Origin of the sequence: Streptomyces sp. NPDC001668, assembly GCF_042893155.1 — a bacterium.
In the GTDB taxonomy this organism is placed as follows: Bacteria; Actinomycetota; Actinomycetes; order Streptomycetales; family Streptomycetaceae; genus Streptomyces.
On record NZ_JBIAUQ010000002.1, the window covers coordinates 102,533 to 121,025 of the forward strand.

The window sequence follows — 18,493 nt, forward strand, 5'->3', positions numbered from 1 at the left end:
GCGGCGGAGATTCCACTCCCCACAGAGGACACCATGTACTTCGAACACGTCTACCGGTCCCTGCGCCGGTGGGGCATCGCGGTGACCGCGCTGCTCACCCTGGCCTTCTACATCGCCGCACCGGCACCGCCGGCACACGCGGACCTCAACGACGGAGACGTCCAGACCATCGCCACCATCGCGCGCGGCCAGACCCACCGCTTCGAGAGCCTCGGCGAACCGGGCACGGTCTGCGACCCCGGCTACTTCACCAGCTGCAGCGGCAACGGCGGGAAGGGCGAGTACTGGTGCGCCGACTTCGCCCGCTGGGTATGGGACCGGGCCGGTTTCCACATCGACTACCTCAACCCCCTCGCCTCCAGCTTCAAGACACAGCGGGCCAGATACGGCGGTGAGCACTCGGCGCCGCGGGTCGGTGACGCGGCCCTCTTCCACGACACGTCAGGCGCGAAGAAGGGTGAAGTGCACCATGTCGCCGTGGTGGTCGCGGTCGACGGCGGCTCAGTGACCATCGTCAGCGGTGACGTGGGCGGCGAGGAGAACACCGCGGGCCCCGAGCACAACGAAGAAGCCCACTTCGCGCACACCGCGAAGGTCCGCGAGGACACACTCGACTCCGCACCGGGAACGATGTTCGGCAACACGGAGGCGATCGACGGCTACGTCAGCCCCGTGCCCAAGAGCCAGCCGCTGAACGGCGGGGGCGGTGGCGGCGGAGGTTCCGGCGGCGGGGGTGGCGGGGGCGGCGGCTCCGACAAGCTCTGGATGAACACCTTCGCCACAGCCACCGGACGCGATCACGGCGGCAAGCTGTACGCCGGGCGCAACTACGTGTTCTGCCGCGAGTGGGGCAGTCAGGTGGGTTCGGGCAGCGCGTACAACCACTGGTGGCTGTACACCGACATGGACACGGGCGGCCGGGACTTCGTCTCCGCCTACTACCTCAGCGGGCAGGGCAACGACACGGCCAAGGACGAGAACGGCAACGACCTTCCCACCTGCGACGGCGCGACCACGGGCACGGGCCGCAGTGGCGGACGCGCCTGGGTGAAGACCTTCGCGGCGGCCAACGGGCTCAACGACGGGGGCACCCTCAACGCGGGCCGCAACTACGTCTTCTGCAAGATCTGGGGCGACAGGGTCGGCTCCGACAGTGCCTACAACCACTGGTGGCTGTACACCGACATGGACACCGGCGGCCGCGACTACGTCTCCGCCTACTACCTCAGCGGCCAGGGCAACGACGTCGCCCACGACGAGAACGGCGACGACATTCCCGAGTGCGCCGCAGGGGACGACGCCGGCGGCAAGGTGTGGGTGAAGACCTTCACCACCGCCGCCGGACGCGACCACGGCGGCGCCCTCTACGCGGGCAGCAACTACGTCTACTGCAAGGTCTGGGGCACACAGGTGGGCTCCGGCAGCGCCTACAACCACTGGTGGCTGTACACCGACATGGACACCGGCGGCCGCGACTACGTCTCCGCCTACTACCTCAGCGGCCAGGGCAACGACGTCGCCAGAGACATCAACGGCCAGGACATCCACACCTGCTGACGCAGGCCCCGGATCACCGGTGCCGGTCCCGCCTCTGCCCTGCCACGGCAGACGAGCTCCCCCGGGAGCGCGGGGCCGGCGCCCTGCGCATGCGGAGGCGGCCCGGTCGGCCGCGGCGTTGTTCCAGTAGCCGGCCGTGACGTTCGGGCCGCGGACGACGATTTCCCCGGACCTCGGTGAAAGGCATGGGAATTCCGGCGGAGCCGAGCTTCTCCAGGGTGCGCTCCGCCGTCAGGTGGGTGGCGAAGGGGGCGGTCTCGGTCAGGCCCCGGCGACCACCACCGCACGGAGGTGGCTCAGGTCCTGGCCGAGGAGACCAGGACGCGCTCCAGGGCGGCGAACATCCGGGCGACACCGAACATCGAGTTGACGCGGTGGGTGACCAGGTCGTCGGCGCACTGGCGCTCCGCGCATTCGACACGCCGTGGCGGCAGTTTCCTGGGCTTGCCCCCGGACGGGACTTCGACCACACCGGTCTCCTCGAGGCTTCCGGCGCCCTTCTCCTCAACTCCGGACAGCAGCACCACGTGGGCCGGCACAAGCTCGCGCGGAGTCGCCGGGCCGGTCATCACGGCGCGGCACGCGAAGGTCATCAAGGGCCGTGAGCCGTGCTCGGCTCAGCATCCGGCACCCGGCTCCCGGCACCCGGCACCCGGCACCCGGCCCTGGTAACCGCCCAACTCCGAGGTCGCCGTACAGACTGCAAGAGCGCACCAACCCGCTCCCCTGTCGTCAAGCCGTCCGGGTGCAACTTACGTGCCAGGTGAACACGAGGTCAGGTGCTCACCTGGCGTCCTCGGCTCCGGCCATGTCGTACTCGTCGACGTCGAGCTCGGCTCCAGTGGCGCTGAGAAAGTCGAGGACCTCGCGGTCCAGGTGCCAGCCGAAGATGTTGGGGGCATCCGCTGTGCCCGGATGGGCTGGGTCGGCGTCGTTGAAGTAGCGCACGATGTGGAGCACTGCTCCGCCGCCGGTGCGGGCCAGACGCTGGGTGAGGTCACGGATGCGGTCCTCGTAGGGCTGGAGCCTGTCGAGAATGCGGGTGATCTGCTCGTCGACACGCAGCCCCGGCTCCCGGCAGGCAATCATCCACGAGTGGTTCACCGGAACCGCCGTCGGCTCGGTGAACCTGCTGGCGCGGACAGACACCTCGTCAGGTGTGATGTCCAGCTGGGAGGTCATCTCGTCTGCCGAGATGTGCTGGCTGAACAGCGCGAAGTAGGCGTACTGGCGAAGTGGCATCCCGTGGAGGATAGCCGCGCCGGCCCGACCGCCTCCACGGTCCTCTCCGCGTTGTCCACCGGGCTTCCGCCGCCGCCCGCCGGACCATTGCCTTCCACCCGTCGCCCGACCTATGGTCTGCCAAACGTAATATTATGACCGCCATTCCACTCGGCGCCGTCAGAATCAGAGATGAGGCATGCCGTGAGTGACGTCCCCTTCCGGTCCGCCGTGCAGCACTCACGCGCACTGGCCGCGGGTGAGATCTCGAGCCGGGAACTCGTCGAGATCTATCTCGAACGGATCGCCGTCCACAACACCGCGCTGAACGCCGTGGTGACCCTGGACCCGGAACGTGCACGACGCGAGGCGGCGGAAGCCGACGCGGAGCGGGCGGCGGGGCAGGCGACGGGGCGGGACCTCGGTCCGCTGCACGGCCTGCCGATCACCGTCAAGGACAGCTACGAGACCGCAGGCATGCGCACCGTCTGCGGGCGCATGGATCTCAAGGAGTACGTGCCCGACCAGGACGCCGAAGCGGTCAAGCGGCTGCGCGCGGCCGGTGCGGTGGTCATGGGCAAGAGCAACATGCCCCCGGGCAACCAGGACGTCCAGGCCGACAACCCGGTGTTCGGCCCGTCGTCGAACCCGTGGGACACCACCCGCACCTCGGGCGGATCCGCCGGAGGCGGCGCCGTCGCCACCGCCGCGGGCCTCACCACGTTCGACTTCGGTTCGGAGATCGGCGGATCGACCAGGATCCCGTCCCACTTCAACGGCCTGTACGGCCACAAGTCGACCTGGCGGTCGATCCCGCTCATCGGGCACGTGCCCTACGGCCCTGGCGCGGGACGGTGGACGGAAGCCGACATGGCCTGCGGCGGCGCACAGGCCCGCGACGCCCGCGATCTCGTCCCGATCCTGCGGGCGACGGTCGGGCCGGCGGACTACGACGGCGGCTTCAGCTACACGCTCGCACCGCCGCGCGCGACCCGGCTCGCGGACTTCCGGGTGGCCGTCTGGAGCGAGGATCCCTCGTGTCCGGTCGACAGCGACGTCGTGGAAGCCATGGACGACGCGGTCGCCGTGCTGCGTACGGCCGGTGCAAAGATCACCGTCCAGCCCGCGAGCCTCCCCGTCGACCTCGCGACGAATCATCAGAAGGCCTTTTCGCCCCTGCTCTTCGGCGCGGGCGACCGCACCGGCCTCGCTCCCGCCCCCAGCGCCGCGACCCTGGCCCGGTTCGTCCAGCACCCGCGGGGCGACGCCGGACCCGCACTGCGCGGAACCTTCCAGTCCCACTTCCACTGGCTGCAGGCCCACATGGTGCGCAACGAGATCCGGCAGCGCTGGTTCGAGTTCTTCCAGGACTTCGACGTCGTGCTCATGCCGGTCACGCCGACGGCCGCCCCAGCCCATCACAACAAACTGATCGACTGGTTCGGGCGTCCCTTCGAGGTCGACGGTGTACGACGCCCTTACTGGGACCAGGTCAAGTGGAGCGCCGTCGCCAATGTCTCCGGAGGGCCCGCGACGACCATCCCCGTGCGCAAGGGCAGGTCCGGACTGCCCGTCGGTCTGCAGGCCATGGGCCCGAGCGGAGGCGATCTCACCACCATCGAGTTCGCCGCACTGCTCGGCCGGGAGGTGGACGGCTTCGTGCCGCCTCCGGCCCTCGTCTAGAGCGCATCGCGCACGACGCCCTCGGCGCCGCGGCCGACCGGATCGCGACCCAGCCGGGGGCGGCCGGGTCGTGGATCTCGGACGGCGCGATCCTGCCGCGCCCTCCTACCTCGGGGGACGTCACGGATGCCCACCCGTGACGAGCCTTCCTCTACATGTTGATCATGTGGCCGGCGAGGCCGTGGACGGCTTCCTTGACGGCCTCGCCGAGGGTCGGGTGGGCGTGGACGTTGCGGGCGACCTCGTGGACCGTGAGGTCCCACTGCTGGGCCAGAGTCAGCTCGGGAAGGAGTTCGGTGACGTCCGGGCCGATGAGGTGACCGCCGAGGAGTTCGCCGTACTTGGCGTCGCTGATCAGCTTCACGAACCCGCTCGCGTCGCCCAGGCCATGGGCCTTGGCGTTCGCGGTGAACGGGAACTTGGCGACCTGGACGTCGTATCCCTTCTCCCGCGCCTGCGCCTCGGTGTAGCCGAAGCTGGCGATCTGCGGCTGACAGAAGGTGGATCGCGGGATCATCACGTAGTCCAGCTCCATGGTCTCCGCGTCCGCGATCGTCTCGGCGGCGACCACGCCCATGGCCTCGGCGGCGTGCGCGAGCATCAGCTTCGCGGTGACGTCGCCGATGGCGTAGATGTGCGGCACGGAGGTACGGCAACGGCCGTCGACGTCGATCGCGCCGCGCTCGGTGACGCGCACGCCGGTGTTCTCCAGGCCGTAGCCGGTGACGTTCGGCGCGAAGCCGATCGCCTGAAGCACCTTGTCGGCCTCCAGGATCTGCTGGGCGCCGTCCTTGCCGGTCACCGTGACGCGGACCTGCGGGCCGGACTCGTCGATCGACTCGACGCGGGTCGAGGTGAGGACGTCGATGCCCAACTTCCGGTACTGCTTGGCCAGTTCGGCGGAGACCTCGGCGTCCTCCAGGGGGGCGATCCGGTCCAGGAACTCGACGATGGTGACCTTGACGCCGTAGTTGTGCAGCACGTACGCGAACTCGACGCCGATGGCCCCGGCGCCCGCGATCACGATCGACTGGGGCAGGTCCTCGGCGAGGATCTGCTCCTCGAACGTCACCACACGTGAGGTGCGGCGGGTGCCGGGCAGCAGCTTGGGGGTCGCCCCGGCGGCGATGATGGCGTGATCGAAGCCGATGGTGCGGGTGTTGCCGTCGTAGTCGGCCACCTGGAGCGTGTGCGGGTCGAGGAAGGTGCCGCGACCGCTGATCTCCGTGATCTTGTTCTTCTTCATCAGGTAGTGGACGCCCTTGACCCGGCCGTCCGCGACCTTCCGGCTACGGCGGAAGGCCTCCCCGTAGTCGAAGGAGACCTCCCCGTCGACCTTGATCCCGAAGGTCTTCGCCTCGCGCGTGAAGATGTGCGCGAGCTCGGCGTTGCGCAGCAGGGCCTTGGTGGGGATACAGCCCACGTTCAGACAGACGCCGCCCCAGTACTTCTCCTCGACGACCGCGACGCGCTTGCCCAGTTGAGCGGCCCGGATGGCGGCTACGTATCCGCCGGGCCCCGCGCCGAGTACGACGACGTCGAAGTGGTCACCCTGCTCGTCCATGGACGGCTTCCTTTCGGCTGGGGCGGCCGACTCCCGCGAGGGCCGACTCGCTCCCGATCGAACAACCTGTTCATCAATTCGCGGACAGTGGGGCGAACATATCGTTCACCACCTCGGCAGCGATGTACCGGACGCTTGCTTCAGCGCCCCGGCGCCGTGATCTATGCCCGCCCAGTCATCATCAACGGCGGGCCGGCGCTCCGTCGACTTCGTGTACTCCGGCCTCGGCGGCACCGAGCCTGAGCGTCTCGAGACCGAAGGCGGCCACCGGACCGTGCGCACCGGGCTTGAGGACGGCATCCGGCTGGGCCGCGTGCACGGCGCCCCAGGCCAGGAGGGATCCCGTCATCTCGTACGGATCGGGTCCGGTGAGCGCCGACGTGGCCAGCGGTCGGCCCCGGCTGTCGCGGGCGACGGCGATCACCAGGGAACGGCCGTCGGGGTCCGGCTCGCGCTGCGATCCCGGGAGCCGCTCGGACCACCGCTCCAGGGCGGCCCGCACCTTCGCCGAGCGCAACAAGGGTGCCTGGATCGTGGCGGCGATCTGCACCGGGCGCGTCCACCGTCCGAACCATCCGAGGCCCACCTCGACGCTCTCCAACTGGGGGTAGACCTCCGGCAGTCCGAGATGCTCCGTGCCCGGGACGGTCATGACCGTACGTTTCACTCCGCCGTAGTGGAAGGTACGCACCCGCTTGCCTATCCGCTCGTCGACCACACGGGCGGTGGCCCAAGGACGCGGGCTGCGGTAGGCGAACCCGTCCTCGGCCGCCGAGGCGACCAGCGTCTGACGTGTGCCGCCCGTGGTCAGGGTGTACGCGTCGCGCAAGGTGCTCCGATAGAGCAGCTGGTCGCGCTGCCCGGCACGGGTGATGAAGTAGCCGGCCTCCACATGGCGTGCCCGCTCGCCCGCGCGCGTCAGGGCGAGCGCGCCGGCGAGGTTGCCCGGCACGTAGTCGTAGCCGAACGCGGGCACGAGGGTCGCTCCCCGGACGGCCGCGACGGCGTCCAGTTCAAGGAGGACGCGGCGGGCGAAGGTCCCCTCCCCCGTGGAGTCGAAGTAGTGGGCCCCCGCCCGCGCGGCAGCCGTGACCGCGGCCATACCGAGCCGCATGAAGGGGCCGATCGTGGAGACGACGACATCGCTGGGCTCCACGAGGCGCGTGAGGTCAGCCGTCGAGGTGACGTCGACCTCGGCCACCGGCAGGTCCGCCTCCAAGCGCTCGGCCAGGTCCAGCATCCTGGTCCGGCTGCGCCCGGCCAAGGTCGGCTTCTCCCCTCGCGCGAGCAGTTCCCGGAACACGCGCTGCCCGGTGTACCCCGTCGCACCCAGCAACACGATCCTGCGCTTGTCCACGGCTCCGCCTGCCTTCCGGAGGGCACCTGTCACCCCAATGACCGTGAGTCATTCACTGACTCCAGGTCATCGAATATACGATGGTGCGCATGCGAGGGCCAAACCGACGGCAGATGTACGCGGAGCAGACCCGGGCGGACCTGGTGACGGCCGCTCGGAAACTGTTCGTGGACAACGGGTTCGCGGACACGTCGGTCGAGGCCATCACCGGGGCGGCCCAGGTGAGCAAGGGCACCTTCTACAGTCACTTCCCGGACAAGAAGGCGATGTTCGCCGAGATCTACACGGAGCTCCTTCAGCAGGTCGGCGCCCTGGCCGACGCGACGTGCGAGGCGCTCCGCGCGACCGGGCCGGACCAGCCCGCCATGGCCGCGGTCGGCGACCTCACGCACGCCTTCCTGCGGCGAACCATCGACGACCCCCTGCACCGGGAGCTGATGGCCCAGGCGCCCTCGGTGCTGGGAGAGCAGTACCGGCACGTCAACGACAGCGTCGCCCAGCCGCCCATCGAGCGGCTGCTGATGGTTCTGGCCGAACGCGGTGAACTGCAACCGGACGTTCCCGTCGCCACCGTCGCCCGGCTGCTGCTGGCCGGCCTGTGCGAGGGCAACCAGATCATCGCCGCCGCGGTGGACCGGGAGGAAGCCCTGAGCAGGACGTTCCGTGCGATCACCCTGCTGCTGTCGGGCCTGGCGGCCGACGGCGTCCGCGCCCGCGGTTGATCCGAACCGGGGTCCGACGGCCGGCGCCGGCGCTTGACGACCCGCCTCGCCGCCATGGCCTGCCGCTACCGTGCCGCCGCCTGATCGATGACCCCTCCCAGGGTGGCGGGGCGGACGTCGAGGCTCGCACGGCGGGACGGCGGGACGGCGGGACGGCGGGACGGCGGCACGACGGCACGACGGCACGGCGGCACGACGGCACGGCGGCACGACGGCACGACGGCACGGCGGCACGGCGGCACGGCGGCACGGCGGCACGGCGGCACGACGGCACGACGGCACGGCGGCACGGCGGCACGGCGACGAATGGTGTCCGCACGCGCGGCCGCTCGCGCACCATTCCCCCGGTTCCGGTCAGCGTGGGCGTCGGCACCGTCTCGTCGGTGACCAGGCCGGCCGCGCCGACCCGGCCCCTGGCCCTGCCAGCACACCCCGGCCTCAGCCGCCGCATCGGCCCAACCCTGGCGGCTGTAGGCGTTGTTGTAGAAGTTCGAGGTCGCCGAGCCCATGCCGCCGCGACTGAGGGCCAGCTCCTTCTTGCGTCGGGCCACCATCGCGCGCAGCGCGTCCTCGTCATCCGCGACGACAACCTCCGCACCTCGGCAGATGTCGAGATCGGCGCGTATACAGCCTGCGTCGCCCAGGTGAGGGTCGCACATCCGGGACAGCCGCCGGCCGAACCTCTCGCCGCGAGGCCCTTCCATCACCTGGGGCCCGGAGGGGCCCAGCCCCAGGACCACGGCTCCGGGAACCCGTCGAACCGCGCGCCACAGCAAGCCGTGCGCGATCCCTTGTGTTCCATCAATAACGAAGTTATGTTGCCGCCATGAAACGTGACTTGCTGGGCAAGAAGCTGGTTGTCACCGGAGCGGCACGCGGCATCGGAGAGAAGGTGGCCCGCCTGGCCGCCGCCCGAGGGGCCCGGGTGACCGTGATAGGCCTCGAAGCCGATCGGTTGCGCGCCCTCACCGACGAGCTGGGACCCACCGCGGCGTGGCGTGAGGCCGATGTGCGCGACGGGGCTGCCCTACGGTCGGCGATCGACGAGGCCGCCGACCTGATGGGCGGCATCGACCTCGTCGTCGCCAACGCCGGCGTCGTGGCGTACGGGACGGTGCGGCAGACGGACGAGGCATCGTTCGAGCGGGTCCTGGACATCAATCTGAACGGTGTGTTCCGCACCCTGAAGTACGCGACGCCCCATCTGGAACGCAGCCGTGGCCATGTGCTGGTCGTGGCGTCCGCACTGTCGTTCATGCCGCTGCCCGCGATGGCCTCCTACGGCGCGAGCAAGGCGGGGGCCGAATTGCTGGCCCTGACCTACCGCCGGGAGGTGGCACACCTGGGGATCACGGTCGGCGTGGTGCACCCGTCCTGGATCAACACGGACCTGGTCAGGGGCGCCGAGGCGGACCTCCCCTCCTTCCAGGGCATGCGCGCGCGACTGCCTTATCCCGGCAATGTCACCACGAGCCCCGACCGGGCGGCCGCCGCGATCGTCGACGGACTCGTGCGCCGACGCAGCCGGGTGTACGTCCCACGCGCGGTCGTCGTGGCCAACTGGGCCAAGGCGGCGCTGAATTCACCGCTGGCCTGGCCCTGGGCGAGGCGTTTCGCGGCGCGGGCGGTTCCCTCTCTCGAACGCGAGGTCGCAGCGCTGGGCAGGCACGACCAGCTCACGCCGGGAACGAATACCCCCGCGACGGAGACCGGTTCGTCCTAGGCGCTCCCGACACAGCACCCAACCGCCCGGCTTCTCAGCGGCCTTGGACGATCGAGTCGTACAGCCGCAGGCCGGCCTCGTGGGAGGCCTCGGCACGTTCCCGCCTGTCCCCCAGTCCGACGGAGAAGTTCACGCCCATCGGCAGGAGCACCTGCCGCACGGCGTCGTCGAACTCGACGAAGTGCTCGGCCAGTTCGAGGGTGATGTAACCGTGCACGAAACTCCACAGCTGGGCGGCGATGACCTCGGGTTCCTGCCGCTCGACCCTGCCGGAGTCCACGAGCCGTGCGCATGCCGCGGTGACATGAGCGTGGGCCTCACGAAATGCCGGGGAATGCCCGCTCAGTCGAAGGTCCGTGTCCGGCAGCGGCCGGTACGTCGCCCGGGTGGACAGCCCGAACATCAGGTCGTAGAGGTGAGGGTTCTCGCGGGCCAGCCGTCGGCAGCTCAGGTTCATGGCCAGGAGTTCGGCGATCGGGTCCTCCGTCACCGGCACCTGGGCGAACGCTCTGCCGAGTTCCTTGAACCCGTGGTCGGCAACTGCGCTCATCAGCTCGGGGATCCCACCGAAGTGGCTGTAGACCACCATCGTCGACAGCCCGCTCGCGGACGCCACCGCGCGCACCTTCAGCGCCGACGGACCTTGTTCGGCCAGCAGACCGATGGCCGCCCGCACAAGCCGTTCCGGTGCGTCATCGACTCTCGCCCGCCCTGCCATGATCCGCACGCCTCCACCGTTGACACACCTGAAATAACTTGGTTATGTAATTCTTCGCGGCAATAGTACACATCGCACGTGACGTGCCGCCCCGGATACGACGTTCGTCCTCGGACACGTCACCGCTGGTCCAGTCTCCCGCCGCCCTGTGCGGCACAGCTCGTCGGGGCGGACTCGACCTCGTCGCCGCGACACGCCTCCGCGGCTGTCCCCAGGCGCCTTCCACCCCCACGCGCCTTCCACCCCATGCGCCTCCACCGCATGAACTCAGCACAGGAGCAGAACTCATGCCGTACAAAGACAAGGGCCGTCTGGCGATCGAGGACCGCGGGTCCGTCCTGGTCGTCCGGGTCGACGGCGGCCCGCACCAGGAGTTCGGCCTCGACATCGCGCAGCAGCTGGAAAAGCTGGTAGCCCGGGCCGACCGTGATCCGAACATCCGTGCCGTCGTCTTCACCGGGGCACATCCCGAGCGATTCGTCAGCCATGCCGCGGTCCGCTGGCTGCAGGAAGGCGGCGCCAGCAGCCCCACGGTCGGCCGGCGCGGTGCCGCCGCCGTCGTACGCATGGCGAAGCACGTGGACCGGTCCCGTCTCCTCGGGCCCGTGCTGCGCAGGACCCCGATGCGGGGCGCCCTCCAGCTGGAGCGTCTGCACTCGACCTTCCTGCGGATGAACCGCAGTGGCGTCCTCTTCGTGGCCGCTCTCAACGGTTCGGCTCTGGGGCTCGGCGCGGAGTTCGCCTGGGCGTGCGATCTGCGGGTCATGGCCGACGGCGACTTCTTCATCGGCCAGCCGGAGATCCTCCTCGGCATCATCCCGGGCGGCGGCGGCACCCAGCGGCTCACCCGCCTGATCGGCACCCACCGGTCCCTGGCCGCGATTCTCGAAGGCAAGCCGTTCACGCCCGCGGAGGCCCTCGCCAACGGAGCGGTGGACTCGGTCGTCGCGCAGGACAAGGTGGTCGCGCAGGCGGTCGAACTCGCCGAGCACTTCGGAAAGCGGTCGAAGGGCACGGTCGAGGCCGCCAAGAGGGCGGTGTACTTCGGCGGCTCCTTGTCGCTGGAGGAGGGCCTGCATGTCGAACGCACCGAGTTCTTCGCCAGGGTCATGTCGAAGGAAAGTCAGGAACTCATGCTGGACTACATGGAGACGACGGACGCCACCGGCGAACTCCCGCTCTACACACCCGGCACCTACGCCCGGTCCCTCGCGGCGGGCAGCGTGCCGGGCCGTCGCCCGACGGACGGGCGGTGAACCGCCGATGACCACTTCGCAGTCCTTCACCCGTCACGACATCACCTTCCCGTCCGGCGACAGCACCTGTGCCGGTTGGCTCTACCTCCCCACAGGCGTCACGTCTCCGCCCGTCGTCATCCTCGGGCACGGCCTCGGCGCCGTCCGCGAGATGCGCCTGGACGCCTTCGCCGAGCGCTTCGCACAGGCCGGCATCGCCGCGGTGGCCTTCACCTACCGGCACTTCGGCGACAGCGGCGGCCACCCTCGCCAGCTCCTGTCGATCAAGCGTCAGCTCACCGACTGGGACGCCGCCATCGCCTACGTCAAGGCACGCACGGACGTCGACCGCACACGCATCGCCGTGTGGGGCAGCTCGTTCGGCGGCGGCCACGCCATCACCGTCGCCTCACGCCACCCCGAACTGCGCGCGGCCGTGGCGCAGTGCCCCTTCACCGACGGTCTCGCCTCGGCGCTCGCGCTGGGCCCTGCCGCCTCGCTCAAGGTCGTCCCCGTGGTGGCCCGCGATCTGGCGGCCAGAGGTCGCGGAAAGCCGCCGGTGATGGTTCCGATCGCCGCCGGCCCCGGCTCGTCGGCCCTCATGAACGCCCCGGACGCCCTGCCCGGGTACCAGGCTCTGCAGCCCCCGGGAACGACGTTCCGCAACGAGGTGGCGGCGCGGGTCATCCCGACCATCCTCGCCTACCGGCCCGGGCGTGCGGCCAAGAAGATCACCGTCCCGATCCTCTTCTGCGTCAGCGACACCGACTCCGTCACACCTCCCGCCCAGACCCTCCGCTACGCGCGCACCGCGCCCAAGGGAGAGATCAAGAGGTACGACGCCGGTCACTTCGACTTCTACACCGGTGAGACCTTCGAAGTACTGGTCCGCGACCAGATCGAGTTCCTCACCCGCCAACTGGCCCCGGCAGCCGCCGCGTCGGCTCCGTGACCGGATCGCATCACACCGAGACAGGTACGCCCTCGCCATGAACTTCGCTTCTCTCCCCGATCGCCGCGCGACCCTCGACCCCGACGGGGCCGCGGTCAAGGACGGCCGACAGGCCCTCACCAACGTTCAGTTGCTGCGTCGCGTCCAGGCGGCCGCGCGTCACCTCCGGGATCTCGGGATCGGCCCCGGCGATGTCGTGGCCCTCAAGCTGACCAATCGCGTCGAGTTCGTGCTCCTGCTGTTCGCCGCCTGGCGGCTCGGCGCCACCATCACGCCGGTCAACCCGAGCATGACCGACGTCGAAGTGGCCCGACAGCTCAAGGACTCCGGTGCCCGCCTGCTGGTGGTCGAGGACGGTGCGGCCGTCGCGCCGGAGGGTCTTGCCCTGCTCGCCGTCGGCGACCTGCGCGAAGACGCGGCGGGGTCGGATCAGGCACCGTACGCGGACTCCTCCGCGCTGGCCCTCCTCATCTACACGAGCGGCACCACCGGGGTGCCGAAGGGCGTGATGCTCGACCACGCCAACATTGACGCCATGGCGGAGATGGGGCGCCGGTCGCTGAGCGTCGGGCCGACCGACCGATGCCTGCTGATCCTGCCGCTCTTCCACGTCAACGGCATCGTGGTCAGCATCCTCGTACCGCTGCTGGCCGGCGCGAGCGTCGCCATCGCCGACCGGTTCAGGCCCGAGACGTTCTTCGACGTCGTCGAGCGCGAACGCCCCACCTTCTTCAGCGCCGTGCCGACGATCTACAGCATGCTCGCGGCGCTCCCGGACGACGTCCGCCCCGACACCTCGTCCTTGCGCTTCGGAGTCTGCGGCGCGGCGCCGGCCTCCGCCGAGCTGCTGACCCGCTTCGAGACCCGGTACGGCTTTCCGCTCGTCGAGGGGTACGGGCTGTCCGAAGGGACCTGCGGCTCCACCATCAACCCCGTCGCCGGCCCTCGGCGCGCCGGAACCGTCGGGCTTCCCTTCCCCGGCCAGGAGATCCGGATCGTCGACGCCGCCGGTGTCGAGGTGGCACCGGGCGTCGACGGTGAGGTCCTGGTACGAGGGGCCAATGTCATGCGTGGCTATCTGGGCCGTCCGGACGAGACGGCCAAGGCCATCGTCGACGGCTGGTTGCACACGGGCGACGTGGGCCATCTCGACGCCGACGGCTATCTGACCCTGGTCGGGCGCTCGAAGGACATGATCATCCGGGGTGGGGAGAACATCTACCCCAAGGAGATCGAGGACGTGCTCACAGGCGACCCGTCGGTGCTCGAAGCCGCGGTGATCGGCGTGCCCGACGAGAAGTGGGGGGAGGTCGTGGTCGCCTACGTCCAGCCTCGGCCGGGTTCGGATGTCGATTCCGAGGCGCTGAAAGCCCTGTGCACGCGCAGTCTCACCGGCTACAAGCGCCCGACCGCGTTCTTCGTGGTGGAAGCCATCCCGAAGAACGCGGTCGGCAAGATCGACAAGACCTCGTTGCGTGCCGGCCACGCCGAGCTCTCGGCGTCCTAGCCGCCATCACCCTCCGCCTCGCCGCGTGCGGGCGGCCGGTCAGTGCACCGGGCCGAAGAGCGGATCACGAATCCAGGATTCCAGACGCCTGCCCTCCGGTGGCAGAACCTCTCCTGCTGGTGGGCCATCAGGCACACACCCCGGCCACATCTCTATGAGCCACACCTGTTCAGGGGTGCCCAATCGATCCCAGTGTTCGCGCACCTCACCCACGAGCCGAACACTGCGATCGCCACCGGCACCATCGAGATGCCGACCGAGATAGCAGATCGCCGATGCCACCTGCGACTGCACGGAGAGGTGCTGCAAGCGGAGGCCGGTGGGTGGTCCCGAACGGCGCAGGATCTGTCTCAGGCGGACGAACACCTGGTCCCAGGCTCTGTCGTCTCCAGCGCCGGCAAGACCCACCATGGCGTAGTTCTTCAGGACCGCGTCACGCGCTGCCAGAGCCTGCGCAAGATCAGCGGAGGCCCCCGGCCCGCATCGCTTGGCCAGCGCAAGCGCCGCCGCACACCGCAGATCCCGCGACATGCCCTCAGCTGTCAGGACGTGTCGCAGGGCCGGTGGACCCGCGGAGCCCTGGGCATCGCCCAGCACCGCGACCACAGACACCTGACGGCTCTGGGGAAGAGCGTCCAATGCCGCTACGAGTTCGGCCTCGCCCGTGGGACCGTCCGTCACCGCGTCGAGGAGCGCGCCCTCGAAGACCTCGGTCTTCCGATGCCGCAACCGTTCCTTCAGCGAGGCCACCTCGGCTCCTTCCCCGACTTCGTCCGGGCCGCCAGAATGGCATGTCACGCTGACAGTCGGCGTCGCCCGTCTGCCTCGGACAGCCTTACGGCGACCTGGAAGCAACCGTCGCTAAACAGCCCTCCCATCAGCCAGGAAAGGCCGCAGATGCTCCAGCATCGCCGCCGGTTGCTCCTCCGGGATGAAGTGGCCGCACTCCGGGATCTCGGCACCGGTGACGTCGTCCGCGTACTCGCGCCAGATCTCCAGTGTCGGCAGGCGGGAGGGCAGCCCCACGGAACCCCACAGCGCCAGGACCGGCATCGTGAGACGACGCCCCTCGGCGGCGTCGATGTCGTCGAGGGCGACGTCCTGCTCCATGGCGCGGTAGTCGTCGAAACTCGCGCGCATGGCACCGGGACGGGAGAACGCCCGCACATAGGCGTCGACTGCTTCGGACGTCAGGCCGTGGCGGTTGTAGGTCCACCGCTCGAAGAAGTACTCGAGATATCCGCGGATGTCGCGTCCCACGAGGCGCTCCGGCAGGTCCGGTTGCATCTGGAACAGCCAGTGCCAGTACCCGGAGGCCAGGGAGGCATCCAAGCGGCGGAACATCTCCCGGGTGGGCACGATGTCGAGTACGGCCAACCGCTCCACCTGCTCCGGGCGGTCCAGCGCCCACCGGTGCGCCACCCGGGCTCCGCGGTCGTGCCCCACGACCGCGGCCTTCTGGAAGCCGAGCGCTTCGACGAGACCGGCGATGTCGGCGGCCATGCGTCGCTTGTCGTAACCGGTCCTGGGCTTGTCACTCAGGCCGTAGCCGCGCAGGTCGGGCGCCACAACCGTGTGGTCGGCCGCGAGCTCCGCCAGCACGGGCCGCCAGCAGTCGGAGGTCTGCGGCCAGCCGTGGAGCAGCACGAGCAGGGGGCCGGATCCCGCTCGGTCGTAGTGCAGGCGGACCCCGTCGTCCACCTGTGCGACTCCGGTGGTCACCGTCGTTCGTCCCATGGATGCGCCTCCCGCGAGCATGACTAACCGTCTTAGACGGTTAAGTTAATGTGCAGAATGGAGGCGTGGCAACGGACGACATGTGGATCTGGGACGGCGGGCGGGTCTGCCTGGACTTCGCCAACACCCTCCGCAACCGGTGGCGGACCACGCCGGAGGAGACGCTGCGGAGTCCGGGCGACCTGACCGTGTGGCTTCAGCGAGCCGGGCTGCTCGCACCGGGCATCCAGGACCCCGGCACTGCCGCCGTCCTGGCGTCGGGCCGGCGACTGCGCGAATCGGTCGACCGGGCCGTGCTCGCGGTCGCCGACAACGGGCTGCCCCTGCCCGGCGACATCACCGTGCTCAACCGCTCGGCAGCCGAGGCCCCTCGACCCGCCGTGCAGATCGCCGTCACGGACGGGCGGCTGGAGCCCGCCGGAACCGCGAACACCGCCACCGACGCCTCAGCCGCGCTGGCGCTGATCGCCCTGGACGCCGTCGATCTGCTCCTGTCCCCCGAGATCCGGCGTGTGCGCGTCTGCGGCGCGGACCACTGCGCCCTGCGCTTCGTGGACCGCTCCCCCGCCCGCAACCGCCGCTGGTGCTCCATGTCCCGCTGCGGCAACCGCACCAAGGTCCGCCTCCACCAGGCCCGGGCCAGACGGAGTGAGCACACCCCGGCAGACTGAGCCCCGAGAGCTCCAGGCATCATCGCGCTCAGTTCACTCGGCGGGCCTCAGACGAAACCCGGGGCCGGGGACGCTCTCGATGTCTTCCGGGGGTACGGCGTGGCCGTGGTCGCAGCGGATCTGGGCGTCCACGGGCGCGCCACATCCACGGTGCCTGGACAGCATGGCCGGGCCCTCCGGGTCGGCGCGGTAGCGGTCGCCCCACTGCAGGAGCCCCATCACGGCCGGGACCAGATCCACGCCCTTGGGGGTGATCACGTACTTCGGCCGGCTCCGCGAGCCCGGCTCCTTGTAGGTCTCCGTGGCCAGGATCCCCTCCTCCACGAGCATCCGGAGTCGCGCCGCGAGGAGGTTGCGCGGACAGCCGAGGACGCGTTCGAACTCACTGAAGCGGGACGAACCGTAGAAGACCTCGCGCAGGATCAGGATCGTCCACTTCTCGCCCACGACCTCAAGGGTCCGGCCGATTGAGCAGTTCGACGCGTCCCGGTCGAGCCGGGGGTCCACGCCGGCGTCCAGCAGAGCTTCGGTCGTTGCTTCCATGCGGTGATTCTAACCTCACCTGAGTTTACTTTTCTATACTCAGGAAGTAACGTCGTAACCGGCACATCACCCCGGCCGCTCGCGACGGACGAGCGCGTCGGGGAATCTGCCGGAAGAATCACACCAACCACCCACACTCCCACGCAGAGAGGCCGCCGGCATGAAGGCGTTCGTCGTCGAGAAGTACGGCAAGGACGGCGTACGCGCCGCAGACGTACCCGAGCCCACCGTCGGAGCCCGCGACGTCCTGGTCAAAGTGAGCGCCGCCAGCATCAACCCGCTGGACAAGATGGTCCGCAACGGCGAGTTCAAGCAGCTCCTCAAGTACAAGCGCCCGTTCGTGCTCGGCCACGACGTGGCGGGCGTCGTGACGCGGGTCGGCTCCGCCGTACGCGGCTTCGAGGTCGGCGACGAGGTCTACGCCCGTCCACGCGACCTGCGCGTGGGGGGCTTCGCGGAGTTCATCGCGATCGACGCGGACGACGTGGCCCCCAAGCCGGCCTCGCTCTCCCTGGAAGAGGCAGCCGCGGTGCCGCTGGTGGCCCTGACCGCCTGGCAGATCCTCGTCGAGCGCGCGCACGTGAAGCCGGGACAGAAGGTGCTCATCCACGCCGGTGCCGGCGGTCTCGGGTCGACGGTCATCCAGCTCGCCAAGCACCTCGGCGCCACAGTGGCGACGACCGCGAACACCAGGTCAGAGGAGTTGATCAAGAGCCTCGGCGCCGACGTCTTCGTCGACTACACCAAGGAAGACTTCTCAAAGGTGCTCTCCGGCTACGACCTGGTGCTGGACTCCGTGGGCGGGGCGAACCTCGAGAAGTCGCTGACCGTGCTGAAGCCCGGCGGCCTGGCCATCAGTGTCGTCGGCCCGCCCGACGCCGGTTTCGCCAAGCAGGTCGGCGCCCCCGGCATCATGGGCCTGGTCATGAACACCCTCAGCCGCAAGATCCGCAAGCAGGCCAAGGCGCTGGGCGTGCGCTACGAGTTCTTCTTCATGCAGGCCAGCGGTTCCCAGCTGCGCAAGCTCGCCGCCCTCTACGACAGCGGGAAGATCCGCCCGGTCATCGACACCACCTTCCCCTTCGACCAGACACTCGAGGCGATGGCGCACGTCGAGCAGGGCCGCACCAAGGCCGGCAAGGTCGTGGTCTCCATGGGGCTCGGCAACGGCTGAGACGGGGAGGGCCACAGCCCCTCGGTTCCGGCACGGTCAAGCAGATCCCTGCCCCACCACTCGGTCCGGAACGCGCGCAACCGCGACAGCGGCGGCGCGCTGTCTCCGTGGTCGATGGGATCCGGCTCC

At 69.7% G+C, this 18,493-nt stretch carries 17 protein-coding genes; 9 read left to right on the forward strand and 8 right to left on the reverse strand.

Translation table 11 applies throughout. The features are described from left to right. Nucleotides 1-33 precede the first annotated feature (33 nt). Nucleotides 34-1,557 carry a hypothetical protein gene (locus ACFYZ8_RS05965; protein ID WP_389049750.1) on the forward strand — a complete coding sequence of 508 codons (1,524 nt, stop codon included), beginning with the start codon at nucleotides 34-36 and terminating at the stop codon, nucleotides 1,555-1,557. A 296-nt stretch (nucleotides 1,558-1,853) separates the two neighbouring features. Here the strand turns inward: ACFYZ8_RS05965 and ACFYZ8_RS05970 are convergent, their stop codons facing one another. Together ACFYZ8_RS05970 and ACFYZ8_RS05975 are read right to left on the reverse strand one after the other, a co-directional pair. Further along, nucleotides 1,854-2,150 (reverse strand): hypothetical protein, encoded by a 297-nt coding sequence (locus tag ACFYZ8_RS05970; protein WP_388531921.1) that lies wholly within the window; start codon nucleotides 2,148-2,150, stop codon nucleotides 1,854-1,856. Nucleotides 2,151-2,340: 190 nt separating this feature from the next. Further along, entirely contained in the window at nucleotides 2,341-2,799 is a 459-nt protein-coding gene (locus ACFYZ8_RS05975; RefSeq protein ID WP_388531919.1) for a DUF4279 domain-containing protein, read from the reverse strand. 183 nt (nucleotides 2,800-2,982) lie between these two features. Here ACFYZ8_RS05975 and ACFYZ8_RS05980 point away from each other — a divergent pair, with 183 nt between their 5' ends. Beyond that, complete coding sequence (locus ACFYZ8_RS05980; RefSeq protein WP_388531917.1) at nucleotides 2,983-4,461, forward strand: amidase; 1,479 nt, start codon at nucleotides 2,983-2,985, stop codon at nucleotides 4,459-4,461. 151 nt (nucleotides 4,462-4,612) lie between these two features. Here the strand turns inward: ACFYZ8_RS05980 and lpdA are convergent, their stop codons facing one another. Together lpdA and ACFYZ8_RS05990 are read right to left on the reverse strand one after the other, a co-directional pair. Beyond that, complete coding sequence (lpdA, locus tag ACFYZ8_RS05985; RefSeq protein WP_388531915.1) at nucleotides 4,613-6,025, reverse strand: dihydrolipoyl dehydrogenase; 1,413 nt, start codon at nucleotides 6,023-6,025, stop codon at nucleotides 4,613-4,615. A 181-nt stretch (nucleotides 6,026-6,206) separates the two neighbouring features. Next, on the reverse strand, nucleotides 6,207-7,382 hold the full coding sequence (locus ACFYZ8_RS05990; RefSeq protein ID WP_388531914.1) for a saccharopine dehydrogenase NADP-binding domain-containing protein: 1,176 nt from the start codon (nucleotides 7,380-7,382) through the stop codon (nucleotides 6,207-6,209). A gap of 89 nt (nucleotides 7,383-7,471) precedes the next feature. On the opposite strand from ACFYZ8_RS05990, the gene ACFYZ8_RS05995 reads away from it, so the two are divergent. Continuing rightward, a complete protein-coding gene (locus ACFYZ8_RS05995) occupies nucleotides 7,472-8,104 on the forward strand; it encodes a TetR/AcrR family transcriptional regulator (protein WP_388531912.1) in 633 nt (210 codons plus the stop codon). Between the two features lie 826 nt (nucleotides 8,105-8,930). Next, nucleotides 8,931-9,827 (forward strand): short-chain dehydrogenase/reductase, encoded by an 897-nt coding sequence (locus ACFYZ8_RS06000; RefSeq protein WP_388531910.1) that lies wholly within the window; start codon nucleotides 8,931-8,933, stop codon nucleotides 9,825-9,827. A gap of 34 nt (nucleotides 9,828-9,861) precedes the next feature. Here ACFYZ8_RS06000 and ACFYZ8_RS06005 read toward each other — a convergent pair whose 3' ends face one another. Continuing rightward, the gene (locus tag ACFYZ8_RS06005; protein ID WP_388532131.1) at nucleotides 9,862-10,545 is read right to left on the reverse strand and encodes a TetR/AcrR family transcriptional regulator; all 684 of its coding nucleotides are present in this window, start codon (nucleotides 10,543-10,545) and stop codon (nucleotides 9,862-9,864) included. 287 nt (nucleotides 10,546-10,832) lie between these two features. Here ACFYZ8_RS06005 and ACFYZ8_RS06010 point away from each other — a divergent pair, with 287 nt between their 5' ends. The 3 genes from ACFYZ8_RS06010 to ACFYZ8_RS06020 are packed head-to-tail and all read left to right on the forward strand — an operon-like array spanning nucleotide 10,833 to nucleotide 14,239. After that, nucleotides 10,833-11,801 (forward strand): enoyl-CoA hydratase/isomerase family protein, encoded by a 969-nt coding sequence (locus ACFYZ8_RS06010; protein ID WP_388531909.1) that lies wholly within the window; start codon nucleotides 10,833-10,835, stop codon nucleotides 11,799-11,801. A gap of 7 nt (nucleotides 11,802-11,808) precedes the next feature. After that, the gene (locus ACFYZ8_RS06015) at nucleotides 11,809-12,732 is read left to right on the forward strand and encodes an alpha/beta hydrolase (protein ID WP_388531907.1); all 924 of its coding nucleotides are present in this window, start codon (nucleotides 11,809-11,811) and stop codon (nucleotides 12,730-12,732) included. A gap of 37 nt (nucleotides 12,733-12,769) precedes the next feature. Then, complete coding sequence (locus ACFYZ8_RS06020; RefSeq protein ID WP_388531905.1) at nucleotides 12,770-14,239, forward strand: class I adenylate-forming enzyme family protein; 1,470 nt, start codon at nucleotides 12,770-12,772, stop codon at nucleotides 14,237-14,239. Between the two features lie 39 nt (nucleotides 14,240-14,278). Here ACFYZ8_RS06020 and ACFYZ8_RS06025 read toward each other — a convergent pair whose 3' ends face one another. Beyond that, a complete protein-coding gene (locus ACFYZ8_RS06025) occupies nucleotides 14,279-14,989 on the reverse strand; it encodes a hypothetical protein (protein WP_388531903.1) in 711 nt (236 codons plus the stop codon). Between the two features lie 111 nt (nucleotides 14,990-15,100). Next, nucleotides 15,101-15,976, reverse strand: coding sequence for an alpha/beta fold hydrolase (locus ACFYZ8_RS06030; protein WP_388531901.1), 876 nt, complete (start codon nucleotides 15,974-15,976; stop codon nucleotides 15,101-15,103). Between the two features lie 65 nt (nucleotides 15,977-16,041). On the opposite strand from ACFYZ8_RS06030, the gene ACFYZ8_RS06035 reads away from it, so the two are divergent. Beyond that, on the forward strand, nucleotides 16,042-16,647 hold the full coding sequence (locus ACFYZ8_RS06035; protein WP_388531900.1) for a CGNR zinc finger domain-containing protein: 606 nt from the start codon (nucleotides 16,042-16,044) through the stop codon (nucleotides 16,645-16,647). 33 nt (nucleotides 16,648-16,680) lie between these two features. On the opposite strand, the gene ACFYZ8_RS06040 is transcribed toward ACFYZ8_RS06035, so the two are convergent. Beyond that, a complete protein-coding gene (locus ACFYZ8_RS06040; RefSeq protein WP_359038757.1) occupies nucleotides 16,681-17,190 on the reverse strand; it encodes a helix-turn-helix domain-containing protein in 510 nt (169 codons plus the stop codon). A 160-nt stretch (nucleotides 17,191-17,350) separates the two neighbouring features. On the opposite strand from ACFYZ8_RS06040, the gene ACFYZ8_RS06045 reads away from it, so the two are divergent. Beyond that, complete coding sequence (locus ACFYZ8_RS06045) at nucleotides 17,351-18,364, forward strand: NADP-dependent oxidoreductase (RefSeq protein WP_388531898.1); 1,014 nt, start codon at nucleotides 17,351-17,353, stop codon at nucleotides 18,362-18,364. The last annotated feature ends 129 nt before the right edge of the window (nucleotides 18,365-18,493 follow it).

Coding starts and splice junctions, on each gene's coding strand:
- ACFYZ8_RS05965 (WP_389049750.1), top strand. CDS start 34: ATGTACTTCGAACACGTCTACCGGTCCCTGCGCCGGTGGGGCATCGCG.
- ACFYZ8_RS05970 (WP_388531921.1), bottom strand. CDS start 2,150: ATGACCTTCGCGTGCCGCGCCGTGATGACCGGCCCGGCGACTCCGCGC.
- ACFYZ8_RS05975 (WP_388531919.1), bottom strand. CDS start 2,799: ATGCCACTTCGCCAGTACGCCTACTTCGCGCTGTTCAGCCAGCACATC.
- lpdA (WP_388531915.1), bottom strand. CDS start 6,025: ATGGACGAGCAGGGTGACCACTTCGACGTCGTCGTACTCGGCGCGGGG.
- ACFYZ8_RS05995 (WP_388531912.1), top strand. CDS start 7,472: ATGCGAGGGCCAAACCGACGGCAGATGTACGCGGAGCAGACCCGGGCG.
- ACFYZ8_RS06000 (WP_388531910.1), top strand. CDS start 8,931: ATGAAACGTGACTTGCTGGGCAAGAAGCTGGTTGTCACCGGAGCGGCA.
- ACFYZ8_RS06005 (WP_388532131.1), bottom strand. CDS start 10,545: ATGGCAGGGCGGGCGAGAGTCGATGACGCACCGGAACGGCTTGTGCGG.
- ACFYZ8_RS06010 (WP_388531909.1), top strand. CDS start 10,833: ATGCCGTACAAAGACAAGGGCCGTCTGGCGATCGAGGACCGCGGGTCC.
- ACFYZ8_RS06015 (WP_388531907.1), top strand. CDS start 11,809: ATGACCACTTCGCAGTCCTTCACCCGTCACGACATCACCTTCCCGTCC.
- ACFYZ8_RS06020 (WP_388531905.1), top strand. CDS start 12,770: ATGAACTTCGCTTCTCTCCCCGATCGCCGCGCGACCCTCGACCCCGAC.
- ACFYZ8_RS06030 (WP_388531901.1), bottom strand. CDS start 15,976: ATGGGACGAACGACGGTGACCACCGGAGTCGCACAGGTGGACGACGGG.
- ACFYZ8_RS06040 (WP_359038757.1), bottom strand. CDS start 17,190: ATGGAAGCAACGACCGAAGCTCTGCTGGACGCCGGCGTGGACCCCCGG.
- ACFYZ8_RS06045 (WP_388531898.1), top strand. CDS start 17,351: ATGAAGGCGTTCGTCGTCGAGAAGTACGGCAAGGACGGCGTACGCGCC.